Annotated in this window: 25 protein-coding genes and 3 tRNA genes; 14 read left to right on the forward strand and 14 right to left on the reverse strand. The window is 55.5% G+C overall.

Annotated elements, in window-relative coordinates:
• The first annotated feature begins 3 nt into the window (after positions 1–3).
• From ACXYMP_RS05780 to ACXYMP_RS05790, 3 genes are all read left to right on the forward strand, one after another.
• Positions 4–813, forward strand: a complete 810-nt coding sequence (locus ACXYMP_RS05780) for an alpha/beta fold hydrolase (protein WP_458904912.1) — start codon at positions 4–6, stop codon at positions 811–813.
• A gap of 11 nt (positions 814–824) precedes the next feature.
• Entirely contained in the window at positions 825–1,481 is a 657-nt protein-coding gene (locus ACXYMP_RS05785) for a hypothetical protein (RefSeq protein WP_458904914.1), read from the forward strand.
• Positions 1,482–1,682: 201 nt separating this feature from the next.
• Positions 1,683–3,449 carry a hypothetical protein gene (locus tag ACXYMP_RS05790; RefSeq protein ID WP_458904916.1) on the forward strand — a complete coding sequence of 589 codons (1,767 nt, stop codon included), beginning with the start codon at positions 1,683–1,685 and terminating at the stop codon, positions 3,447–3,449.
• Here the strand turns inward: ACXYMP_RS05790 and ACXYMP_RS05795 are convergent.
• The 5 genes from ACXYMP_RS05795 to ACXYMP_RS05815 all read right to left on the reverse strand — a co-directional run bounded on the left by ACXYMP_RS05795 (position 3,431) and on the right by ACXYMP_RS05815 (position 8,441).
• Positions 3,431–4,111, reverse strand: a complete 681-nt coding sequence (locus ACXYMP_RS05795; RefSeq protein ID WP_458904918.1) for an SET domain-containing protein — start codon at positions 4,109–4,111, stop codon at positions 3,431–3,433. The genes ACXYMP_RS05790 and ACXYMP_RS05795 overlap by 19 nt on opposite strands.
• 3 nt (positions 4,112–4,114) lie before the next feature.
• Positions 4,115–5,413: a preATP grasp domain-containing protein gene (locus tag ACXYMP_RS05800; protein WP_458904920.1), complete on the reverse strand. Its 1,299-nt coding sequence runs from the start codon at positions 5,411–5,413 to the stop codon at positions 4,115–4,117.
• 15 nt (positions 5,414–5,428) lie between these two features.
• Positions 5,429–6,160, reverse strand: a complete 732-nt coding sequence (locus ACXYMP_RS05805; protein WP_458904922.1) for a class I SAM-dependent methyltransferase — start codon at positions 6,158–6,160, stop codon at positions 5,429–5,431.
• 41 nt (positions 6,161–6,201) lie between these two features.
• Positions 6,202–7,263, reverse strand: coding sequence for a lysine-2,3-aminomutase-like protein (locus ACXYMP_RS05810; RefSeq protein WP_458904924.1), 1,062 nt, complete (start codon positions 7,261–7,263; stop codon positions 6,202–6,204).
• An 818-nt stretch (positions 7,264–8,081) separates the two neighbouring features.
• Positions 8,082–8,441 carry a hypothetical protein gene (locus ACXYMP_RS05815; RefSeq protein WP_458904926.1) on the reverse strand — a complete coding sequence of 120 codons (360 nt, stop codon included), beginning with the start codon at positions 8,439–8,441 and terminating at the stop codon, positions 8,082–8,084.
• Positions 8,442–8,508: 67 nt separating this feature from the next.
• Here ACXYMP_RS05815 and hpaE point away from each other — a divergent pair, with 67 nt between their 5' ends.
• The 5 genes from hpaE (at position 8,509) to ACXYMP_RS05840 (ending at position 13,772) form a co-directional block, all read left to right on the forward strand.
• Positions 8,509–10,017 carry a 5-carboxymethyl-2-hydroxymuconate semialdehyde dehydrogenase gene (gene hpaE, locus ACXYMP_RS05820; RefSeq protein ID WP_298567655.1) on the forward strand — a complete coding sequence of 503 codons (1,509 nt, stop codon included), beginning with the start codon at positions 8,509–8,511 and terminating at the stop codon, positions 10,015–10,017.
• 28 nt (positions 10,018–10,045) lie between these two features.
• The gene (gene hpaD, locus ACXYMP_RS05825; protein ID WP_458904929.1) at positions 10,046–10,891 is read left to right on the forward strand and encodes a 3,4-dihydroxyphenylacetate 2,3-dioxygenase; all 846 of its coding nucleotides are present in this window, start codon (positions 10,046–10,048) and stop codon (positions 10,889–10,891) included.
• 9 nt (positions 10,892–10,900) lie between these two features.
• Entirely contained in the window at positions 10,901–11,755 is an 855-nt protein-coding gene (locus ACXYMP_RS05830; RefSeq protein WP_458904931.1) for a fumarylacetoacetate hydrolase family protein, read from the forward strand.
• The gene (gene hpaH / locus ACXYMP_RS05835; RefSeq protein ID WP_458904933.1) at positions 11,752–12,555 is read left to right on the forward strand and encodes a 2-oxo-hept-4-ene-1,7-dioate hydratase; all 804 of its coding nucleotides are present in this window, start codon (positions 11,752–11,754) and stop codon (positions 12,553–12,555) included. Before ACXYMP_RS05830 ends, hpaH begins: the two co-directional genes overlap by 4 nt.
• A 92-nt stretch (positions 12,556–12,647) precedes the next feature.
• A complete protein-coding gene (locus ACXYMP_RS05840) occupies positions 12,648–13,772 on the forward strand; it encodes an aminodeoxychorismate synthase component I (protein ID WP_458904935.1) in 1,125 nt (374 codons plus the stop codon).
• A 98-nt stretch (positions 13,773–13,870) separates the two neighbouring features.
• On the opposite strand, the gene ACXYMP_RS05845 is transcribed toward ACXYMP_RS05840, so the two are convergent.
• Positions 13,871–13,954, reverse strand: a tRNA-Tyr gene (locus ACXYMP_RS05845).
• 155 nt (positions 13,955–14,109) lie between these two features.
• Here ACXYMP_RS05845 and rlmB point away from each other — a divergent pair.
• The gene (gene rlmB, locus ACXYMP_RS05850; protein ID WP_298567640.1) at positions 14,110–14,895 is read left to right on the forward strand and encodes a 23S rRNA (guanosine(2251)-2'-O)-methyltransferase RlmB; all 786 of its coding nucleotides are present in this window, start codon (positions 14,110–14,112) and stop codon (positions 14,893–14,895) included.
• Between the two features lie 266 nt (positions 14,896–15,161).
• The gene (locus ACXYMP_RS05855; RefSeq protein ID WP_298567637.1) at positions 15,162–15,614 is read left to right on the forward strand and encodes a CoA-binding protein; all 453 of its coding nucleotides are present in this window, start codon (positions 15,162–15,164) and stop codon (positions 15,612–15,614) included.
• A gap of 24 nt (positions 15,615–15,638) precedes the next feature.
• On the opposite strand, the gene ACXYMP_RS05860 is transcribed toward ACXYMP_RS05855, so the two are convergent.
• Together ACXYMP_RS05860 and hisF are read right to left on the reverse strand one after the other, a co-directional pair.
• The gene (locus ACXYMP_RS05860; protein ID WP_458904938.1) at positions 15,639–15,947 is read right to left on the reverse strand and encodes a phosphoribosyl-ATP diphosphatase; all 309 of its coding nucleotides are present in this window, start codon (positions 15,945–15,947) and stop codon (positions 15,639–15,641) included.
• Complete coding sequence (gene hisF / locus ACXYMP_RS05865; RefSeq protein WP_458904940.1) at positions 15,944–16,723, reverse strand: imidazole glycerol phosphate synthase subunit HisF; 780 nt, start codon at positions 16,721–16,723, stop codon at positions 15,944–15,946. The genes ACXYMP_RS05860 and hisF overlap by 4 nt, the downstream gene beginning before the upstream one ends.
• 101 nt (positions 16,724–16,824) lie before the next feature.
• Here hisF and ACXYMP_RS05870 point away from each other — a divergent pair, with 101 nt between their 5' ends.
• The gene (locus ACXYMP_RS05870; RefSeq protein ID WP_458904942.1) at positions 16,825–17,268 is read left to right on the forward strand and encodes a DUF302 domain-containing protein; all 444 of its coding nucleotides are present in this window, start codon (positions 16,825–16,827) and stop codon (positions 17,266–17,268) included.
• Here ACXYMP_RS05870 and hisA read toward each other — a convergent pair.
• The gene (gene hisA, locus ACXYMP_RS05875) at positions 17,265–17,981 is read right to left on the reverse strand and encodes a 1-(5-phosphoribosyl)-5-[(5-phosphoribosylamino)methylideneamino]imidazole-4-carboxamide isomerase (protein WP_458904944.1); all 717 of its coding nucleotides are present in this window, start codon (positions 17,979–17,981) and stop codon (positions 17,265–17,267) included. The two genes, ACXYMP_RS05870 and hisA, sit on opposite strands and share 4 nt — an antisense overlap.
• A gap of 137 nt (positions 17,982–18,118) precedes the next feature.
• Between hisA and ACXYMP_RS05880 the strand changes: the two genes are divergently transcribed.
• Positions 18,119–18,502, forward strand: a complete 384-nt coding sequence (locus ACXYMP_RS05880) for a DUF2147 domain-containing protein (protein ID WP_458904946.1) — start codon at positions 18,119–18,121, stop codon at positions 18,500–18,502.
• 47 nt (positions 18,503–18,549) lie between these two features.
• Here ACXYMP_RS05880 and hisH read toward each other — a convergent pair whose 3' ends face one another.
• Both hisH and hisB read right to left on the reverse strand, forming a co-directional pair.
• Positions 18,550–19,188: an imidazole glycerol phosphate synthase subunit HisH gene (gene hisH / locus ACXYMP_RS05885; RefSeq protein WP_458904948.1), complete on the reverse strand. Its 639-nt coding sequence runs from the start codon at positions 19,186–19,188 to the stop codon at positions 18,550–18,552.
• Between the two features lie 24 nt (positions 19,189–19,212).
• The gene (gene hisB / locus ACXYMP_RS05890) at positions 19,213–19,800 is read right to left on the reverse strand and encodes an imidazoleglycerol-phosphate dehydratase HisB (RefSeq protein ID WP_298567617.1); all 588 of its coding nucleotides are present in this window, start codon (positions 19,798–19,800) and stop codon (positions 19,213–19,215) included.
• Positions 19,801–20,088: 288 nt separating this feature from the next.
• On the opposite strand from hisB, the gene ACXYMP_RS05895 reads away from it, so the two are divergent.
• Complete coding sequence (locus ACXYMP_RS05895) at positions 20,089–20,280, forward strand: hypothetical protein (RefSeq protein WP_458904950.1); 192 nt, start codon at positions 20,089–20,091, stop codon at positions 20,278–20,280.
• Positions 20,281–20,357: 77 nt separating this feature from the next.
• Here the strand turns inward: ACXYMP_RS05895 and ACXYMP_RS05900 are convergent, their stop codons facing one another.
• Positions 20,358–21,248, reverse strand: coding sequence for a LysR family transcriptional regulator (locus tag ACXYMP_RS05900; protein ID WP_298567611.1), 891 nt, complete (start codon positions 21,246–21,248; stop codon positions 20,358–20,360).
• Positions 21,249–21,389: 141 nt separating this feature from the next.
• On the opposite strand from ACXYMP_RS05900, the gene ACXYMP_RS05905 reads away from it, so the two are divergent.
• Positions 21,390–21,845, forward strand: a complete 456-nt coding sequence (locus ACXYMP_RS05905) for a helix-turn-helix domain-containing protein (RefSeq protein WP_298567608.1) — start codon at positions 21,390–21,392, stop codon at positions 21,843–21,845.
• 133 nt (positions 21,846–21,978) lie between these two features.
• Here ACXYMP_RS05905 and ACXYMP_RS05910 read toward each other — a convergent pair.
• Both ACXYMP_RS05910 and ACXYMP_RS05915 read right to left on the reverse strand, forming a co-directional pair.
• A tRNA-Gly gene (locus ACXYMP_RS05910) sits at positions 21,979–22,053 on the reverse strand.
• Between the two features lie 46 nt (positions 22,054–22,099).
• Positions 22,100–22,174: transfer RNA gene (locus ACXYMP_RS05915), tRNA-Gly, on the reverse strand.
• Positions 22,175–22,355 lie beyond the last annotated feature (181 nt).

Consider the following 22,355-nt stretch of genomic DNA (forward strand, 5'->3'; position numbering starts at 1 on the left):
GCGATGAATAGTTCTGTTCAAGAGATGTTCCATTTTTCGAACATTGAAGGAGAACAAGCCGGTCGGCCACTCATACTTATCCACGGCCTCGGCGGCTCAACGGCGTGCTTCAACGAAGCGTTAAATTTCGGTTGGCGCGATCAGCCACTCCTCATTAGGGTCGATTTGCTTAGGACCAAGTTCATGGAAAAGTGTAAAGATGACCATCTAACCTTTCCTCAGCAAGCAGACTGGCTTTGCAATCAAATTGAAGAACTAGGTCTAAATAGTTTCGATCTTCTTGGGCACTCCTACGGCGCAACATTGGGAACCTTAATCGCCGCAAGTTCACCCACATGTAATTCCTTTATAAACGTTGAGGGTCACGTAACCGATTCAATGTTCGACTTCTTAAGGATTGTAGAAAGCCGCTCCTTCCTTCCAAATTTTGAAAGATGGTTCGTCGAGGACTTGATCAGGGGGGCTGGAGCGCTGGCGGCTGACAAGAATATCGGAGCAGAACGATACGTTGAATCGCTTATGCGTTGGCAACCGGAAATCTTTGCCTACTGTGCAAGAAGCTTGTTGGACTTCTGTGATCCAAGGCGCGATGGCGTCAATACAGTGCTCGAAGCGTTATGCGCCCTCCAAGTTCCTAAATTATACATAAACGGAAGTGAGAGCGTCAAAAATGAAGAGCTTGCAATGCTGCTTAAGCGCGGCGTACCGATTTCCGCTGTCGCCGGATCGTACCATTGGCCGATGATTGAGGCCCCCGAAACCTTCTATAGAATTGTTTCATGCTTTGTACGAGAGCAGAGCATTCTGATTTGAGGATTGAACCAATGAAAGAAACAGCAATCATATCGAACGACCCTAAACCGCACATTTTACCCCAAGTGGGTGGGGCCGTGCGAGAGATGTCCGCTTGCCAAGCGATACTGGATGCGCTGGATAATAAGCCAAGTGTAATGAAGGTATACTCTAATGGCCAACTGATGGAAAAATCGAATTCGTTTCTGCCTCTTCCCCATGAGGATGACGTAGCATACCAGCACCGGCTTCGATCTATCTACGAGTGTAGGACATTTTTGATCTATATTTCGGGTATTGACGATCGCTTTGCCCCTGAGCAGTTTGACTGGCTGCGTGGCTGCGCAAGCAGGTTCCGGCCCAAATGTAAGCATTATGATCTCGAGTTATTTTTTGGGTGGTATCAAGCCACACCGGGTGGGGTGCACTCGGAAGCGTGCTTTAATGCTCATCAAGTCATACTTGGCGCAAAAGCGATGCTCCTGTGGCGACCAGATTCACTTATTCCCAGCTCTGACGAAATCATGAGGATAGACGAAGAGATCTACATTAAGTCTCAAGTGATCACACCACCTGATTGGCGTTTGCATGCATCCAGAGGGGACACTTTCATTTGGCCAGAGAGATACTGGCACGTTGGGGAATCCCCGGCCATGAGCGCTGCAATTAATCTGGCGGTCTATCCGTAGACGGCTCAGACGTTTCCTATGCCAAAGTTGACAAGGATCGCAAATTCTGACGTTAGACAAAAAGACTGAGAACCAATGGCTATCCTTAGGTATCGCGATTTTCGGGCGAACTAGCGTAACGCAGGAGCTTAACTTGCCACTTTTGAGTTTAATAAATCTGCAAAAAACCCTCCTAGCAACTGCATATTGGGGTGAGGCAGTATGAGGGCATTACAAGAATTTATTGAAATGGAAGTCCTTCATGAAGAGGGAACTCCGGAGCGGATGCTATCTCCTGAAGATGTCCAAAGGATCGTCACGCTAAACGGCCGTTTGCCGCTTGATGAGCGTATGGACGCTTTTACATTTGAAACAAGCGAATACTTGCGGCGTGTACTCGACCCATCGAGGCTGAATGGAGATATACAATCAAATCTCAAGAATCAACGAAGATTCGCATTATACCTGAACTCCCTTGGGTATTTGCAGGTAAAAGCTGCAGGAGATTCAAATCCAAGTTATCCATTCAACATAGTAACATGGCATCTTGGTGATTTTACACTTCCTGAAGCGCTTGCTTCTAATGCGCGAGCGTCAATACTTAAACTGAACTATGATGAGAAGGCGGCCCAAAGCCTTTATCTAGCCGAATTAAAACGTGCGTACGACGCTGGTGTTCTCCGTCACATCGTCGAAGGTTTGATTGATGCACTGGAGCATGTTGAGTCCGTGGTCTTCTATGTTGCAGATCGCGTCTTTGCTTGTGCCGAGAGAATGAATAACTTGGTGGGGAGCAAACGCGGCATTGGTGAGTTGGACGAACTCAGCAATAAACCTTTATCGCTCTGGGGTTCTCATCACGTTCTGATCGTTGCAACGCTACACTCGCTATTTATTGCGGGAAAATCAATAAAATTCGAGGAATTCAATGGATGTAACCTCTATGCGTCAACGGTGTACAGGCGTCTTGCAACATTACGATCTAGCTATGAAGCAGCGCTCGGCTTCGCACCTCAGAGTATATTGGCTTACTCTGACAGTCCCTTTTCTCTGGCGCGTTCGGTAGCGCGCCTATCTGACCAACTTATTGGGCGACGGTGGCTTCGGTATCGCAAAGTAAGCGGCTTAACACTCCGAAAAACGGAGAGTCTCATAAGGACGAGCGAAAGAACGCTAGGTCCCGTATTTCGCAACGAGATAGATCGAGTGTCGTCCGATTGGTCGGTTGTTATTTCGAAAGATCAATCCGAGACGGAACAATTCACAACGTTGGTAGAGCATGCAATTGGTGATCGTGTTTCAAGTGAGAACGGTGGCAAGCTTTCTTCATTGATCCAAGTTGTACTCAAGTCTGCGATTTTTTGTACTAATTCTGACTACTCGATGAGTAGTTCCTTAAGGGCGCCAGGCCTCCTGTGCCGCGACAGCACTTCAGAGATTCAACAGAGTCTACATGCGCTTACGCCAAAACACTTTTTTTGCGAGATCGCCTCATCATCTCATCTCGCAAACCAGAAGGCTGACCATTTAACTCAAGATATATTCTCGCCGGTACAGAGGCGGATGGAGTTCAATAGATGGCACTTCGTCGTCGGAAATTTGCCGAGATCAGTGATCCATCGAAGCAGACATTATTTCTTTCCGCCGGTGCTACCTGATATTTCGAACTATTCGAGCATGTCTCATGCGGCGCACAATAAAGCTGACGTGAGGTTTGCAATTCGCAGTCCTGGTCCTGATGTTTCTGAAGAACCTCTTCTGCTGTTTGGCTTGCCTTACTGGGGTTTCTATGACTGTCGTGTTGTCCGTGTATCTGGTGAGCCTTTTACCGAAGGCGAGTTAATTACTGTACGTGCGCATTCCCAAATGATTGGCGTCATTTGGCGACTAGTTTGCTCGCACCTGTCAAAAAGTGTAGAGCTCAGAACAATTGACGTATTTACTGAGGCGCAGCCGGGCAAAGGTATAGTTCACATATTGGATGAATAGTTTTTGAGTATACGTCTTATTGCAAGCGAGGCGTTGTGTCTCGTTGACCATTTCATGCCCCATCTCGGACTGACGTAGGTTCGCGACACTTCAACGATGTGCTTAGTCGACCAAGAAGTCACCCCCTTGTGTCCAAGCAGTGTATTGTTTCGCAGATGCTCAGAGTGATGTGTCCGCATCAATTCATGGATATAGTTCTGTACTGAATTGTCGGCTAAGGCAGTAAGTTCGGGTCTGACGTTGGGATTACGCTGCGAGTGAATTAATCTGCGGCAGTCATTCTCTCTGCAACGACACAGGAAACTCCAAGGAGGCTCGTGGGGAAAAGTCGCGTAGTCAATTGTAAGCTCTTCACCGGTCGCAACTTTGCGAACTGTCATCCCAAAGTTTTGACCGACTTGCAGTACATTGGGCGTGCAGGAATGGTTGAAGAATGCGGCTCCGCGGCATGGCAGAAGGTCGCAGCCATTGCTAAGTGTGAGGCCGAATTCTTTCAGTGCATTTATGTCTGACCCGTTTAGCCGGGAGACTGAATACTTCGGCACCGTTAAACATGACTCGCACGGATACCAAACAATTTCTAACGCGGGAATTTCTTGCCGTGCAAAAACTCCCCTACCGGAAATACAACTTCGCGAGACGGTCAGCGTCGATCGAAGCACGGGCTACATTCCAACAAGTGAAAACAATTCGGTCTCTACACTTGAGATTTCATCGAGACTTGAGCCAACGATCAGATACCGAAGGTGTCCGTCGAATTTAATAGTATCGCTAACGAGTAAAATACCAGAATTAGAGCTGCGAGAAAACTCGAATCCGTTTCGGCGAATAAGACTAGCGGCTGTCAAGAAGTCCATTGGTGTGATGAGTTGCTGTGCATCGGCCAACCAGCACAAGCCTGGTGCGAGGTTCGAACCACACAAACGCGCTAACAATTCATGAAGGTAGGTTCCTCCAGTCCTACGGAAATTGGTTTCTGTAGCATAATAGTGATAGTTTTCAGTAAGAAGAAAGTCTACGTCACAAATACCACGGTAACCATGTGAGTGTACAAAACGTCCGAAGCTTAGGGTGTGCTGTTCCATTTCATGGGTCACCGCTTTTGGAACTTGCGGTGGTGGAGCGACCATTCCCCGCCAAGAATTGTTTATGCACCTTTGGTCACAATTGTATAGTAATTCAGGACCATCGTGAGAAACAACGATTTCAATACTTGGAGCGCCGATGATGTCAAAACAAGTCTCGACAACATATCTTTCAAATTGTTCCGGCCAAACGAGCGACCTTTTTAAAAGTGCTTCCGCGGTACTCAAGGGGTACCAGGTCGACCGGTCAAACAATGTGTTCCCGTACCCGTTGGAACTCCTATCGAATTTGATCATGGCGCGTTTGGCAAAGGCCGGGTCGTTATCAATTATGTTAACGAGGGCCTCATCGCCGTTGCACAACACTCCATAGGGAACAGGAATATTTAAAAGTTCAGCTACTTCTCGAAATCCAGATTTCGAATTGAGGCGATAAATCAGTTTTAGGAGCTGATTATTCGGGAGACTACTATAACCAGAATGTTTGAGGTCGTGCCTTTGGAGGTAGTTTATGGTACAATTATCTTGCGCAAAGGTAGATACTTCGCAGTCTGGAAACTTCTCACGGATTTCTAAGAGTTTGTTCTCTTCTTCCGTCCCTTTAATCCTATTAGAAAGCAGTTCAGTTTCCGAGCCCGGGGGGCAAATAAATTCAACATCATTTTGATCCAGTTCAAGAATCGCATTAGCATATTCTCGAAAATGGCTAGGAATGGGTTTGGGACTGATCAGAGCATCACCGGCATGGCAAAGCCAATATTTTCTATGGGCAACTGAGGCCAGTGCGCGCGAGTGAGACAAGCTTGGGGCCGAAGTCATTAGCTGATTGACTGTGTTGGCCCAATGTATCTGGCAGTATCGTTCTGTATGCAAGTTCATAGATTGTGCATAAGTCTATGCTGTGTTTCTTGCTAGGATCGTTCCGTGACCTGCATAAAACACTAATAGCTCCGGTTTTATGAAGCCAGCAGCTTTCAGCCATTCAATGTGTTGACTTAGCTTTGCTGGTTTATCAATTGGATCAGGATTCGGATCGCTGTAGTGGTTCCAATCTAGCTCTTGAAAAGCGACGAAGGCGCGGTCATCGCCAAAGGTAACTTGTGATGCTTCGCGCACGGCACGGTTCCACTGTTCTGCAAAAATGATCCGATTGTCTGTTTGTTCAGGCTCAAATAGATCAGACAGTATGAATGAACCACTTCGCCGAATCTTCTTTCCGAGGAACATGAAAAGTTCTTGTTTTCTCTCGTCGCTTAGGTGGTGAACTGCGAGTGATGAAAGAACAATATGGGGAGCTGGGAACTCATCGAGAGACTCAAATTTCTGTAAATCAAATCCTTCAACGCGCGCTCGATTGGAAAATTCCCTTAGTGCAGCCGTTGTCTCAATTAGCATTCGCTCAGAATTGTCTAGGGCAATTAGGGACGCACTGTCATTTGATGCAAGAATGGCTTTGGAGATTTCGCCTCCGCCACAACAAATGTCATAGACCAATGGAGCGTCGTATTTTTTGCAAGCGTCAACAATTGCACAAATATGTTCTTCTCTCTTTGGTACAAAGCACGCACCATACCTTATGAAGACTTCAGAGTCTTCGTCGTACCAGTTCTCGCCGTCATGGTTCATTTTCTAAATCCCCCGGTCTTTCCGCTATTGGTAATAGGTAACTAAGTATCAGTATATGAATGTGAGTGACCTCTTGGGTCTTTGATTTGATACTGTGAGCCGGACTTCGTCTCTATGTAGCTCGATGAAATTGGGACTTTGCCGTGGCCGCCTGGAAGATCAAGCACATATTGCGGTAAAGTGAGTCCTGAATTTTTTTGACGAAGTTCAGCGAATATACGCTGCCCTTCTTGAATAGATACTCGGAAATGTTGTGTTCCGATTGCAAGATCAGGGTGATGCAAGTAGTATGGCTTCACTCGCGCTTTTACTAATTCTTTAAATAGTAGCCCCAGAGTTTCTGCAGAGTTGTTTATTGTACGAAGAAGCACGGTTTGACCCAGTACCGGAACACCATTTTCGGTCAACATGGCTATAGCGTCTTTGACTCGTGCTGTGAGCTCATCTGGATGGTTTATGTGCATCACGATATAGGTTGTTGGGCCCGAGTGAAGGGCGGAAATTAAATCATCAGTTATTCTTTCAGGCGTTACGGCGGGTACTCTCGTGTGAAAACGCGCGACTGCGATGTGATCAATTTTTCCAAGCTCGCCAAGTACAGAGGATAGTCGTCGGTTTGACAAAGTAAGTGGGTCTCCGCCACTTAATATGACCTCCCAGATTTGGCTATTCTGGCGAATGTATCTAAGCGCCGCTTCTATTTGTGCGCTGTCAAGGCCTCGTGTGCCAGGCCCAACGGTCTCGCGTCTGAAGCAAAATCGACAATAGACTGCACAGGTCTTGATTAAATTCAAAAGTACTCGATCTTGGTAACGATGAACGATCCCGGGAATTGGAGAATGTGCAAGGTCGCCAATTGGATCTTCAAGCTCTCCCTCGGTAACATTTAGTTCTTCGTGCGTCGGTAGGTACTGTCTTGCAATTGCAGAGTTTGGGCCATGCGCTCGGATTGTTTCAATGATATGTGGCGTGAGGGCGATCGCGTATTTGTCTGCTACGGCCTGAAGTTCAGGAGTAATATCGCTGTCAATTAATCCCAACTCTTGAAGGTCTCTAAGGGACTGTGCTGCCCGCGGCTTTCTTTGAGCTAGGTCTTCGGACATAGCTATCCCCTATCTATCTTTCAGTACTGAAGCCTCGATGTGTACACGGATCGTAACTGCTGTCTCGTGTTTGGCAATCCTATATCTTTGTCCATCGACTTGGGCTGCTTGTGCACAACTTCACGTGTGTGCACCGGAGGTTTGTGCGCAATCGTGCGGTTTGGGGATTTAGGCTTGCCCCTGCGCTTGATTGCTTGATGCAGCAGATTCGGTCTGACTGGACGACTTGATTGGTGTCTAGCGATTCCGTCCTCATTTTCTAGATGGTTATAGTAGACGACGCTCACGAGGCTGCGAGTGGGTTTTGATGCCGGGCGGTTGGTTTGATGCACCTTAAATCGGCTGTCAGATGGGCGCACCGAAGCCCAGCTGGCTCGGTTGCTTCCATGTTCTGGCGAGTTGCTGATCTGCGGCAAGAATGAGGTGTTCGTGGTGACCGTCCCGTGAAGGTGCTCTGGCGTGACGTTATCGGTCCCGGTTAGTGGGCACTAGATTGCTCGACCTCCTGACTCACACATCGGGTCCCAAAGCCTCAAGGTCGGGTTCACCGGACGCTCACGATGGGTGCATCTTTCTGACGATTGGGACCATCCCTTGAAACGCGTTTCGGGGCTTCAGCGAGTGGGACAGTGAGTTGGAATTTCCTAGAAAACTATGGAACATCGTGAGTGTCCCACCATGGCTTAAGGTACTGATATTCAAATTTAGTGTGATGTCGCCCCCGGGCACCATTTTTCTGAATAGAAATCCGGATGGCTGGTTTTTCGCGCTTGGGCGTCTGGCCAAGCGCTTGTGACGTTCGCGATGCGTTGGTTGCGTCAGGCGCTGATTTCTGCAGCCAAGGCGTTTCGGGCGACGGCGCGGGCGTTTGGAAGGTCGTTTTCTTCGGCGCGGGTCAGGGCTTGATCGGCGGGCAAGCCATGTGCAAGCCAGTGTTCGACCAGGCAGATTTGCAAAGCTGCCTCGTCCACGTCAAGGCGCAACGCCAGATCCCAGTGCGCGCGAAGGTCACGCTTAACCAGGCTATTGCTGGGCAGGTGAAACCCCTCCATCGGAACGACCTGTGTCGCGCAACCCACTCGACCTTTTCGCAGTTCTTTCCCGATACGAAAGCCGGGCTTTCGGTTCAAGAACACCTCTGTTTGCAGTTGACAGGTGGGTTGAATATTAATTAACATGTGAAGTAATAATATGTATATGGACTTCCGGACCTCTGATGAGGATCGGCAATGGAAGGCGGTCTGCGTGAGTGAACTGAAGGCAAATATCGACAAACTGGCCGGTTATCTTGATCGGTTTCGCGACAGCGGCATCCCGAACCGGATCGGTGGTGTTGATTGCGCAGGGGCTGGCGGAACCTTCGCGACACACTCGCCCGTCGACAAAAGCTGGATATGTGACGTGGCACATGGCACCGAAGCCGACATTGACGCCGCCGCACAGGCCGCGCACGCAGCCTTTGCCAATTGGCGCGATATGCCAGCGGTTGAGCGGCGCAAGATCCTTTTGAATGTCGCAGACGGGATCGAAGCGCGCGCCGAGGAAATCGCCCTGTGCGAATGCTGGGACACCGGGCAAACCCTGCGTTTCATGTCCAAAGCTGCACTGCGCGGGGCCGAGAACTTTCGCTATTTTGCCGATCAGGTGGTGCAATCGCGTGACGGCCAGCATCTGAAGTCTCCGACCCTGATGAACGTGACGACGCGCGTGCCCATTGGCCCTGTCGGCGTTATCACCCCGTGGAACACGCCCTTCATGCTGTCGACGTGGAAGATCGCGCCTGCTCTGGCGGCAGGCTGCACCGTCGTTCACAAACCGGCCGAAGCGTCCCCGCTGTCCGCCCGCCTGCTGGTCGAGATTGCCGAAGACGCTGGCCTGCCCCCTGGTGTGCTGAACACGGTGAACGGGTTTGGCGAGGGTGCGGGCAAAGCCCTGTGCGAACACCCGCTGATCCGTGCGATTGCGTTCGTGGGCGAAAGCCGCACGGGGTCGCTGATCACAAAACAGGGGGCGGATACGCTGAAGCGTAACCATCTGGAATTGGGCGGTAAAAACCCTGTGGTCGTCTTTGACGACGCCGATCTGGATCGAGCGCTGGATGCGGTGATCTTCATGATCTATTCGATCAACGGCGAACGCTGCACGTCGTCCTCTCGCCTGTTCGTTCAGGACACCATTCGCGAGGCATTCGAGGCGAAGTTGGTGGAGCGGGTGAACAACATCAAGGTCGGCCACCCTCTGGACCCGGCCACAGAAATCGGGCCGCTCGTCACAGAAGAGCATTTCAACAAGGTTACGTCCTATTTCGACATCGCGCGCGAAGATGGCGCGACCGTGGCGGCAGGGGGGAAGACAGTCGGTGATCAGGGCTATTTCGTGCGCCCCACGCTGTTCACCAATGCCACCAATGACATGCGCATCGCGCGCGAGGAAATCTTCGGCCCCGTCCTGACCTCGATCCCGTTTTCGACCGAGGACGAGGCGCTCGCGATGGCCAATGACACCCAATACGGGCTGACCGGCTATCTGTGGACCAACGACCTGACCCGCGCACTGCGCTTCACGGACAAGTTGGAAGCGGGTATGATCTGGGTGAACTCGGAAAACGTGCGCCACCTGCCGACGCCGTTTGGCGGGGTGAAAGCCTCGGGCATCGGGCGCGATGGTGGCGATTGGTCTTTCGAGTTCTATATGGAACAAAAGCACATCGGTTTCGCCACCGGGGATCACAAGATCATGCGACTGGGTGCCTGACACGGCCCCGACAGAAGGAAACGACCCAATGGGACAGATTGTCCAAGCTGCCAAAATCACCCACGTGCCCAGCATCTGGATGTCGCACACGATGGAGCAATACAAAGGCATTCGCCAGCCCGCCATAGATGGCTATGCCAAGCTGCGCCAAGACGCGATTGATCGCGGGGTCGAGACGTTCATCATCTTCGACACCCACTGGATCACCAATCAGGGCTTTCACCTGAACGCCAAGCCGCATCACAAGGGGCGCTTCATCAGCCACGAACTGCCACATATGCTGGCGGATATGGAGTTCGACTATCAGGGCGATAGCGAATTGGCGGCGTCGATCCTGTCGGTGCTGGAGGAACGGGGCGAACGGGCCATGGGCCATGCGCAGCCCGATCTGGGTATGGAATACGGCACGCTTCTGCCGATGCATTTCATCAACGAGGGCGTGAATGCCCGCGTGCTGCCGGTGGCAGTGAACCAGTTTTCGTCCATCGAGGAAAACCGCCGTTGGGGCGCTGCGATTGCCGAAGGTATCCGCCGGTCGGATCGGAAGGTCTCGGTGCTTGCGTCTGGCTCGCTGAGCCACGATTTCACGCCGAATGAACGCTCGGTTGACGGGCTGAACTCCGTGAATGGCGAGTTCAATCGCCAGATGGATTTGCGCGTGCTGGAGCTTTGGGAGAACGGTAAGTGGGCAGAGTTCCTCGACCTGCTGCCGGACTATGCGGTCAAATGCACCGGCGAGTGTGCGATGAACGACACGGCGCTGTTGTTCGGCGCGCTGGGCTGGAAGGATTACGAGGGCGAGATCGACATCTACACCCCGTATTTTGGCAGTTCCGGCACCGGTCAGGCCAATATCAGCTTCTCGGTTCAATAGGATTTCACCATGAAATTTGCGACCTTTACCGCCGAAGGCGAAAGCTTCTACGGCGCGGTCATGGATGCAGGCGCGGTGGCGTTGTCGCCCGACTTTCCGCACTGGCCCACGCTTTACGACGCGATTGCAGCGGGCGGGTTGGATGATCTGGCACAGGCCGCGCAGGGCCGCGCGGTGACGCATAAAGACTTCGCCTATGACATGGTGATGCCCAACGCGCCCCGCATCCTGTGCGTCGGCGTGAACTTCCCCGACCGCAATGCAGAATACAAAGACGGCAGCGCGCAGCCGAAATACATGTCGCTGTTTCCCCGCTTTGCCAGCGGCTTCACCGGCCACAACCAACCACTCATCCGCCCGCCGGAAAACCATACGTTGGATTATGAAGGCGAGGTGGCGATTGTCATTGGCAAGGCAGGCAGGCGCATTCCGGCGGTGGATGCCTACGACCATATCGCGGCGCTGACACTCTGCAACGAAGGCACCATCCGCGATTGGGTGCGGCACGCGAAATTCAATGTGACGCAAGGCAAGAACTGGGACCGGTCTGGTGCCATCGGGCCGTGGCTGGTTCCGTTCACCGACGCCGACCAATTGGACAAAGCGCGCATTCAGACGCATGTGAACGGAGAGCTTCGCCAAGACGACACGCTTGACCGCATGATGTTCCCGATCCGCGAGGAAATCGCCTATATCTCGACCTTCATGACCCTTCAACCCGGCGATATCATCGTGACCGGCACGCCCACCGGGGCAGGGGCGCGGTTCGATCCGCCGCGCTATCTTGCGCCCGGTGATGTGGTCAAGGTCTCGGTGGAAGGTATCGGCACCCTGCGCAATACAGTTGAGGACGAAGCGGTATGACGCCGGACGACCACGCCACCGCAGCTGCCGATTTGCTGAACGCCGAACGGACGGGCCGACAGATTGGCCTGCTGACCCTGCGCCACCCGGATATGGGCATGGACGACGCCTATGCGGTGCAAAACGCGATCTATCGCCAGAAACTGGCCGAGGGGCGGCGCGTGATCGGGTGGAAGATCGGCCTGACCTCGAAAGCCATGCAATACGCCTTGAACATCGACATCCCGGACAGTGGGATATTGTTCGATGACATGCTGTTTGACCATGGCGGGTCCATTCCCAAAGGCCGTTTCATCCAGCCACGTATTGAAGCCGAGATTGCCTTTGTGATGAAAGCCCCGCTAAGCGGTGCGAAGGTGACGCGTGATGACGTGATTGCGGCCACGGACTATGTCGCCCCGTCGCTCGAAATCCTCGACACGCGGATCAGGCGGGTGGACCCGGACACAGGCAAGGCCCGGACCGTCTTCGACACGATCAGTGACAATGCAGCCAATGCGGGCGTCGTGTTGGGGGCGGACCGTCACCCGGTTGATGCCTTTGATCTGCGCTGGGTCGGCGCGCTGACCTTCCGCAATGGCGAGATTGAAGAGACTGGACTGGGTGCAGGCGTGCTGAACGATCCGGTCGAAAGCGTTGTCTGGTTGGCCCGCCGCATGGCACAATACGGCCAAAGCATCGAGCCGGGGCAGGTGATCTTGTCGGGCAGCTTCATCCGCCCTGTCGAATGCCCACCCGGCACCGATATTCACGCCGATTTCGGGTCGTTCGGGTCGGTTGATATCCGCTTCGACGGTTAGACGCCGCATTTGCACGCGCGGTTGGCGCTTCTGGTTGCGCGGCGCTGTCCGTGGCAGGATAGTTCAGGTCCAACGCCACCGGAGAGACACTCGTGAAGCTGCGCTTTGATCATGGGCCGGACGATACGCCCTGTCAGTTCGACACGCCCCAGCGGCTGATCGTGGCGCAGGACGCCTGCGACGTTGCCCGCGCGTTGGATGATCTGGACGCGGCGCGTGCGCAAGGGGCGTGGGTGGCAGGGTTTGCGAGCTATGAGCTTGGCTATGCTCTGGAACCACGGCTTGCCCCTTTGATGCCCAAGACCCGACGCCTGCCGCTTCTGCAGTTTGGCGTCTATGACGACCCGTGCCTGCCCGTGGCTGTCGCGCCCGGCCCTGCGCAACTGTTGGATTTGCGGCCCGACTGGTCAGACGCGCGCTATGCGACCGCGTTCCAGCGCGTGCATGACTATATCTGTGCGGGCGATACCTATCAGGTGAACCTGACCTTTCCGATACACGGCACAGCGTCAGGCCGGCCGCAAGCGATCTATGCGGCACTGGCGGGTCTGCAACCCGTGCGCCACGGCGTGTTGGTCGAGGCCGAGGGTCTGCCCACGATCCTGTCGCGCTCGCCCGAACTGTTTTTCCGCACAAACGCGATTGGCCAGATCGAGACGCGCCCGATGAAAGGCACCCAGCCGCGCAGCGCCGACCCGATCGAGGATGCGCGCCGGGTGCAATTCCTGCGCAGTGACGAAAAAAACCAGGCCGAAAACCTGATGATCGTGGACCTTCTGCGCAACGACATCTCGCGGATTTGCGAGGCCGGAAGCGTTTGCGTGCCGGAGCTTTTCACGGTGGAAAGCTATGAAACCGTGCATCAAATGACCTCGCTTGTGCGTGGACAGATGCAGCCGGGTAGGGGACTGAGCGATATCTTCCGGGCGCTGTTTCCCTGTGGGTCGATCACCGGCGCACCCAAACTGCGGGCGATGGAGATCATTGCGGAACTGGAAGACACGCCGCGCGACATCTACTGCGGCACCATCGGCTGGGCCGCGCCGGATGGGCGGTCTGACTTCAACGTGGCGATCCGCACGTTGATGGTGGAAAATGGCGACGTGACGCTGAATGTGGGCGGTGGCGTGGTCTATGACAGCACAGCCGCATCCGAATACGAGGAAGCTTTGTGGAAAGCGCGCTTTGCGATGCAATTGATGACGACACCACGCTGAACAGGCGTTTCTGTTGCACCGGATAAGGCTGTTCATCGGTGCGCAGGGCACTGATCAAACCTGCCGCGGTATTCATTGGAAAAAGTGGTGGGGGGAAGTGGTGGGCGACCTTGGAATCGAACCAAGCGTGCGTCTCCGCGAGGGAGTTACAGTCCCCTGCCACACCTTGCGGCCTGTCGCCCACTAAGCCCCGCGCATTGCGCCGAACGTGGGGCTGATTATCCCGCCCGCGCGAAAGGGTCAACATGAAAATTCGCCCAAATGCCGCCCATCTGCCCTTGTCTCGCCGCGACAATCGCCGCATTGTCCGGGCCTTGCGAAAAGAAGGGCTGACGGCATGACGAAAAAGCCGAAATGGGTGGTTCAAAAGGAAAAGGCGCGCCGCGATGCTGCGTCGGAAACGGTGTGGCTTTTCGGGCTGCATGCGGTGCGCGATGCATTGATGAACCCGAACCGCGAGCGCCTTCGCCTTGTCGTCACCAAAAATGCCGCCGACAAGCTGGCCGAGGCCATCACTGCTTCTGGCATGGAACCCGAAATGGCGGATGCGCGGAAGTTTCCGGCACCGCTCGATCCCAACTCGGTGCATCAGGGGGCAGCGCTTGAGGTCAAACCACTGGCATGGGGCAATTTCGCCGAACGCGTCATGGGCGGCGCGGGTGGGCTTCCCATAGTTGTGTTGTTGGACCGGGTGACAGACCCACACAATGTCGGTGCGATCTTGCGATCCGCCGAGGTGTTCGGCGCAAGTGCCGTGATCGGCACCGCCCGCGGATCAGCGCCGGAAACGGGCGCGCTGGCCAAAACCGCGTCGGGCGCGTTGGAGCGCCAACCCTATCTGCGCATCCGCAATCTGGCCGACACGATGGTCGAGTTGCGCGAAATGGGTTTCGTCATCCTGGGCCTGGATGGGGAGGCCGAGGAGAGCCTGGACGCAGCACTTGATGCCCAGCCCGACCGCCCCGTCGCGCTGGTTCTGGGGGCTGAAGGTCCGGGGCTGCGGGACAAGACGAAAGCCACCTGCGACCAACTGGTCAAGGTCCCTTTCGCGCGCGATTTCGGGTCACTCAATGTGTCGAACGCAGCAGCGGTGGCGTTGTTTGCCACGCGAAAAACGCGTTAGCGGTCAGTGGTGCAACACAAACAAACTTGCCGCGGTCGGTCACACGCGTGACCTGACCAGTGTTGCACCTTTGTTCACAGTTTGTTGAGCGGCCCTTTTCAAACCCGCCCCCCACCATATTTGTTAACCGAGACCGGGCTGTGGAACGCCCGCAATCTCATTTCACTGTCCCTCGTTCCACCAACTTGCGCCCGGCTCTTTTTAGACCGGGCGCATTTTTGTGCTCTGCTGTTGGAATGTCGCCAATGCGAGGTTATTTGTTAGCCATGACACAGACTGACACAGACGCCCGCCTGAAGCACATCCTGACCACAACCCGCGTGATCGGGCTGGTTGGGCTTTCCAACAATCCAGCCCGCGCCAGCCACGGGGTCGCAAGGTTTCTGGCGGACAAGGGATACCGCGTCATTGGCGTCAATCCGGGGTTGGCTGGCAAAGTGATGTTCGGTGAAACGGTTGTGGCCACTGTGGCTGACTTGCCTGCTGATACGGACATGGTCGACCTTTTTCGCCGCTCAGACGCGGTCGAACCGATTGTGGATGCGGCGCTTGCGGCGCTTCCGGCCTTGAAAACGGTTTGGATGCAGTTGGGTGTTGAGAATGCTCAAGCCCGCCGAAAGGCCGAAGCGAAGGGAATAACTGTGGTGGAAGACCGCTGTCCGAAAATAGATTATCCACGCCTGTTCGGGGATGCGCCGCTCGCGGCTCTGATCGCCTGAGGTTGGCCTCGGCGCAACCTAGCGTTAGCGGGCCGCTTTTTCTGCGATGCCCGAGGTGCCCTCGCGCCGCTCAAGTTCGGCCAGCACGTCAGCCAACGCAACATCGCGCGCGGCCAACATGACCAGCAGGTGATACAGAACGTCCGCGGCCTCGGCGGTCAGGTTATCGCGGTCACCTTTGACGGCGGCAATGATGGCCTCAACCGCTTCTTCGCCGAACTTCTCGGCGCATTTTTCAGGGCCTTTGGCCAGCAGTCTTGCGGTCCACGAGCTGTCAGGGTCCGCGCCTTTGCGCACTTCGATGGTGGCGGCGAGTGTGTCGAGTATGCTCATGTCAACCTCATTGGGATGCCTGCGGCGGCCATGTGTTCCTTGGCCTCGCGGATTGTGTAGTCCCCGAAGTGGAAGATTGACGCCGCCAGCACGGCGGAAGCGCCACCTTCGGTCACACCTTCCACAAGGTGATCCAGATTGCCCACGCCGCCGGACGCGATCACTGGCACGTGCACAGCGTCCGAAATGGCGCGGGTCAGGGGCAGGTTGAAACCTGCGCGAGTGCCGTCGCGGTCCATCGAGGTCAGCAGGATCTCGCCCGCGCCTTTGGCTTCCATCAGCTTGGCGAATTCGACTGCATCAATTGGGTCGCCGTTTGCGTCCAGCGCGGGTTTGCGGCCCCCATGGGTGAAGATGCCCCATTTTCCGGGGGCAATCGTCTTGGCGTCGATGGCCACCACGATGCACTGGCTGCCGAACCGGTCAGCCGAGCGGGCGATCACGTTCGGGTCGGCCACCGCGGCCGAGTTGAAGCTGACCTTGTCGGCGCCTGCCAAAAGCAGATCGCGCACGTCGTCCGGGCTGCGCACGCCGCCACCGATGGTCAGCGGCATGAAGCATTGTTCCGCCGTGCGGGTGGCCAGATCATACATCGTCCCGCGATTTTCATGCGTGGCTTTGATGTCGAGGAAGCAAAGCTCGTCCGCCCCGGCGGCATCATAGGCGCGTGCCTGTTCCACAGGGTCGCCCGCGTCGATCAGATCGACGAAGTTGACGCCTTTCACCGTGCGGCCCTCGGCCACGTCTAGGCAAGGTATGATGCGGGTCTTCAGCATTTTCTGCGCGGTCCTTGGCTGATCACGGTTTGTTTTATTTGTTCAAGCCCCAACTGGCCAGAGCATTGTCGCGTTCGAACCTGATTTAAAGGAATTGCCCCATGATGAAACTCACCCTTGCAACACTTGTGTCGATGGTCGCGCTGCCGGCGATGGCAGAGATTGTGAAAGTGCCCGCATCCGGCACCGTTCCTGACACGATGGATGCTTTGGAAGCCGCCGTCGGAACCGCGGGCGCAACCGTGTTCGCGCGTGTCGATCATGCTGGCGGGGCTGCGTCGGTGGATATGGAGCTTGGGGCTTCGCAGCTTCTGGTGTTCGGAAACCCCAAACTGGGCACGCCTGCGATGCAGGATGACCCGCTGGCCGGGTTGATGCTGCCGCTGCGGGTGCTGGTGTATGAGGACAGCGACGGCGCGGTCTGGCTTGCCTACGAAGCCCCCGCCGACATGCTGGGGGAATTCGGCATCGCAGGTGACGCACCCTATGTCGGCATGATGGAGGGTGCGCTGGACAAGCTGACCGCGGCTGCTGCGGGCGGTTAGAGTGCGGCCAGGGCTTCCTTCAAATCAATCGCGCCGTCGTAAAGCGCCCGGCCCGAGATCGCGCCGTTCAGGGATGCACCGCAATCGCGCAACGCAATGAGGTCAGCCAGAGAGCTGACGCCACCGCTTGCGATCACCGGGATTGAAACCGCGCGGGCGAGGGCGGCGGTGGCGTCCACGTTCGGGCCTTGCATCGCGCCGTCTCGGTTGATGTCGGTATAAATGATGGCTGCGACGCCTGCATCTTCAAAGGATTTGGCAAGGTCGGTGACCATCACGTCGGTTTCTTCGGCCCAGCCCTTGGTGGCAACGCGACCGTTGCGCGCGTCGATCCCTACGGCAACCTTGCCGGGGAAGGCGCGGGCCGCTTCGCGCACGAGCTCCGGTTTTTCGACAGCGACTGTGCCAAGGATCACGCGGGCAAGGCCCTTTTCGATCCAGCCTTCGATGGTGGCCATGTCGCGGATGCCGCCACCCAGCTGAGCGGGGACGTCGATGGCGGCAAGGATCGCTTCGACCGCCGCGCCGTTCACCGGTTCACCTGCGAAAGCTCCGTTCAGGTCGACAAGGTGAATCCACTCGCAGCCCGCATCCTGAAATGCCCGCGCCTGAGCCGCCGGGTTGTCGTTGAAGACGGTGGCCGCCTCCATCTCTCCGCGCAGAAGGCGCACGCATTGGCCGTCTTTCAGGTCGATGGCGGGATAGAGGATCATGGCAGGCTCCGATGTTTGGTGCTTTTGGTGCTTTTTGCACGGAAGTCGCGGCTTGCCAAGCCGCCCCTCCCGTCACGTCACACTTGCCATAAACCGTTTCTCGGGGTCAGGATAATTGCAAATTCAGGGAGGATTGAATGAAACGTATGGTTATGGCGCTTGCGCTGAGTGTTGGAATGGCGGCGCCTGCTTTGGCGGATGCTGTTGAAGGGGTCTGGAAAACGCAGGTGGATGACGGGGCATATGCCCACGTGACGATCTCGCAATGCGGGGCGGCGCTGTGTGGTGTGATCTCGCGCACCTTCAATGCCAGCGGCGAATACAAGTCCGAGAATATCGGCAAGAAGCTGGTCTGGGATATGCAACCCAACGGCGGCGGCAAGTATTCCGGTGGCAAGATTTGGCAGCCTTCAACGGGCAAGGTCTATAAGTCGAAGATGCAGATGTCAGGCGAGTCGCTGAAAGTGTCGGGCTGTGTGGGACCGATCTGCAAAAAGCAGAGCTGGACGCGTGTGAAGTAAGCTGGTTGGACCGGCACGGAAAGGGGCGCCCGTTGCGGCGCCCTTTCTTATGGGGTCCAGCTGAGGAAGTTTGCAATCATCCGAAGCCCGGCGGCCTGGCTTTTTTCCGGGTGGAACTGCATACCGATCAGGTTGTCGCGGCCCACAATGGCCGTGATGTCGCCTGCGTAGTCGCAATGCGCCAAACGATGCGCGATATCATCCACCACGAAATGATAGGAGTGCACGAAATATGCGTGGTCGCCCGTTTTGACACCGTCCAGCACCGGATGTTCGTGGTCGACCACCAGATCATTCCAGCCCATATGGGGCACTTTCAGCTTTGGGTCTGACGGGGTGATCTTGCGCACATGGCCCTTGATCCAGTCAAACCCATCCGTGTCCTGATATTCGTGGCTGACCGTGGCCAACATCTGCATGCCGACGCAAATCCCCATGAAGGGACGAGCTTGCTGGATCACGGCCTCTTCCAGCGCCTCATAGATGCCGCGATGGTCAGACAACTGCTGACGGCACGCTGGGAACGCGCCGTCGCCGGGCAGCACGATCCGGTCGGCGCGCGCTACGTCCTCGGGCTTCGTGGTGACGATCACCTCACCTGCATTCGTTTCCGCCGCCATGCGTTGAAACGCTTTTTCGGCCGAGTGCAGGTTGCCGCTGTCATAGTCGATGATCACGGTCAGCATGTCTGTCTCCGGGTGGGGTGGGCGCTACAGCGCGCCTTTGGTCGAGGGGATGGCGTCCGCTTTGCGCGGATCGGTTTCAACGGCCAAACGCAACGCGCGGGCGACGGCCTTGAAGCCGGCCTCGGCCACGTGGTGGGCGTTGAAGCCGTGCAACTGGTCCACATGCAGCGTGATGCCGCCATGGGTCGCCAGCGCCTGAAAGAACTCGCGCACCAGCTCGGTGTCGAACGTGCCGATCTTTGGGGCGGCGAACGCCATGTTCCACACCAGATAGGGGCGGCCGGACAGATCAAGCGCGGCCCGCACCTGCGCGTCATCCATCGGCAGGTGACATTCGCCGTAGCGACGGATGCCCTTCTTGTCGCCAAGGGCTTCGGTCAGGGCTTGCCCCAGCGCGATGCCGGTGTCTTCGACCGTATGGTGGTCGTCGATGTGCAAATCGCCTGTGGCGCGCACCGTCATGTCGATCAGTGAGTGGCGCGACAACTGGTCCAGCATGTGATCGAAGAATCCCACGCCGGTCTGGTTGTCATAGCTGCCGGTTCCGTCGAGATTGATCTCGACCGAAATCTCGGTTTCCGCAGTCTTGCGGGTGATCTTTGCGCGCCGCATGAAGATGTCCTTTTTCTGCCTTGGCCTTCTTATAGGCGCGGGCGGCGCAGCAGGAAAGGCGTCAAATCGAACGGTGCGTCTGCTGTGGCTTTCACGCTTGGGCATCCCTTTCCCAGCCATGCTTAGGTCGCATTGCGGGAATGCGGAATTGTCGTTTGAAGTCAGGGGTGAAGATACGATCTAGTTCATGTCAGCGCTTCGAACGGCATCAAGCAAACGAACTTGGTGCAAATCGTTCAATGCGCGCCGATTGGGCTTTGAGTGAAAAAGCTGATCGATTGATAGAATTTGGAGACGATGACGATGACTAGTTTTGACGCCACGAAAAAAACCTCGATCTTTGGACGCCTTGTTGCCTGGGTCAAAAAGGCAAACGACTTCACAAAGCGCGAGCAAACGAGCCTTGTCGCACACCGTGACATGTGGCTGGGCAAACGCAGCCCCAAGCTTGAAAAAGTTGTTTCTCACTACAGCTATTGATCAGCACAAACGCAGCGTGCGCCGCATCAGGCGCGCGCTTTGCGTGCTAGGCTGAAGCCCGAAGGCATAGGCGGTGTTCAATCGCCTGCCGCTGCGGGTGGCGAGACGTTCATTTCCAACTCGGTCGGCATGGATTGCCGGATGTCATCAGCCAAACCGTCGATCTGAATGTCGTTAGTGCGATCGACCAAGGCAACCAGCGCGAATTCCCCATCTGCGAAACGACTGGCCATGGTCAGGCGTTGATAACTGATCGGGGTCAGAACCTTGTCAGCGCCCTGTTCGATCTGCGTATGGATGTGATCCAGCCGGATACCCCGCGTGGTTGCGATGTCTTCGAATGGTTTTGCCATCAGACTGTTGAATCTTACGCCCCCCAGAAGGGTTTCCGCCGCTTTTCCGACCGTCGAGCGATAGATCTGCCAGCCGAACCACGTCGCATAGGATGATTTTTCGCCGACCTCGGTGCAAATCCATTCGCCCGTCGCGCCATTTCGCCGGAAGACCATCAGATACGGGCGAAGCGGGCCAAACGCCGGGCTTTCCAGATCACCTTCGCTGTCCGCCCACGCGTGAAAGCCGAATTTCATCAACGCCGATCCCTTGTCCCAGATTGCCGTCAACGGGTGCTGTTGCAGGTGATAGGGGACGGGGCCGGCCTGAAAGTCCAGAAACAGCAGTTCGTCAACATGCCTGCTTTCGTCGCGCAGCCATGCATTGCTGCGAGCAATCAGCTCTTCTGCTTCGCGCAAGGCCTCTTTGCCGGTTTTGGTCAGCACATACTGGCGGTTCTCAAAGGCGAACAGCGGACCGTTCTTGTGCTTTTCAAGCGTTGCGATGTGCCGGCGCACGGTTTGCCGGGTGCTTCCCAGGTCTTTTACAGTGTGCGACAAGTTCAGGCTGCGGGCGAGTGACACGAAAGACCTCAGCATCTCGAACAATAGGGGCGGTGTCTCTCGATTGTTCATTCGTGTTCCCGCTAAATTGTGATCAAACTGTTTCTCGCGGCAGGCTTTGGGCGTCCGCCATCAGAAGGTTGTTCAAAAAAGCCTTTCTTTTCAAGCGCTATTCAGGATTGGGTGCAAAGATCATCCATTTAATGTGTATTCTTGCACCACAACAGTTCATCCCTAACCAGTTGGGTCGAAAGTGCTTTCCTGACACTCTCTTTTAACGTGAAACAATTTATTGGTGAAGTAATGGTCCATCCTGTTGATGTCCATGTTGGTAAAAAAATTCGAGAAGTGCGTTTGTTGCGCGGGCTGACGCAGGTGAACGTCGCCGAGCAATTAGGCCTGTCCTTTCAGCAATTGCAGAAATACGAAACCGGTTATAACCGCGTTTCAGCCAGCAAGATGTTTGAAATCGCACAGCTTTTGAGGGTCGAGCCCGGGTATTTCTTTGAAGGGCTGCCCAGTGCGGATGATGTTGAACGCGAGGCGATGGATGAACGCACCGCGAAGGCTGCGCAGGCCCTGTCTTCCATTTCGGATGAAAAAGTGCGCAACCAAATTCAGTCTATGATCCACGAACTGGCCAATCGCGACACTCTGAAAAGCGCCTGAACGGGCGGATCTCGAAGCCAGACATAGATCTTTGGAAGAGGGCGCCTTCAAGCGCCCTTTTTTGCATGCGCAAAGGCTGGGCGATATGGCGCGGATGGCCCGTGTCGTGTGATGATCTGAAAATCTGTCCCATTGGAGCGGGCGAGGCGATTCGAACGCCCGACCCTAACCTTGGCAAGGTTATGCTCTACCCCTGAGCTACGCCCGCATCCTGATGGGTGTGTTCAGCCATTTGGCCGAACCGGGTGACCGATTGGAGCGGGCGAGGCGATTCGAACGCCCGACCCTAACCTTGGCAAGGTTATGCTCTACCCCTGAGCTACGCCCGCATCCTTCGGTGAGCCGTGAGATATGAAATACGACGCGAGGCTGCAAGGGGAAAATCGCGAAAACCGTGGTTTTTTGCAGAATGGCGGCGGCCGGTGGCGGATTTAACATGCAAAGGCGATGGGGGCTCTGTCCCAGTGGGCGCCGGGGCGGGCGAAGGAAACCGACGGCCGGGCGCGCCGG

Source organism: Aliiroseovarius sp. CAU 1755 (assembly GCF_054482655.1).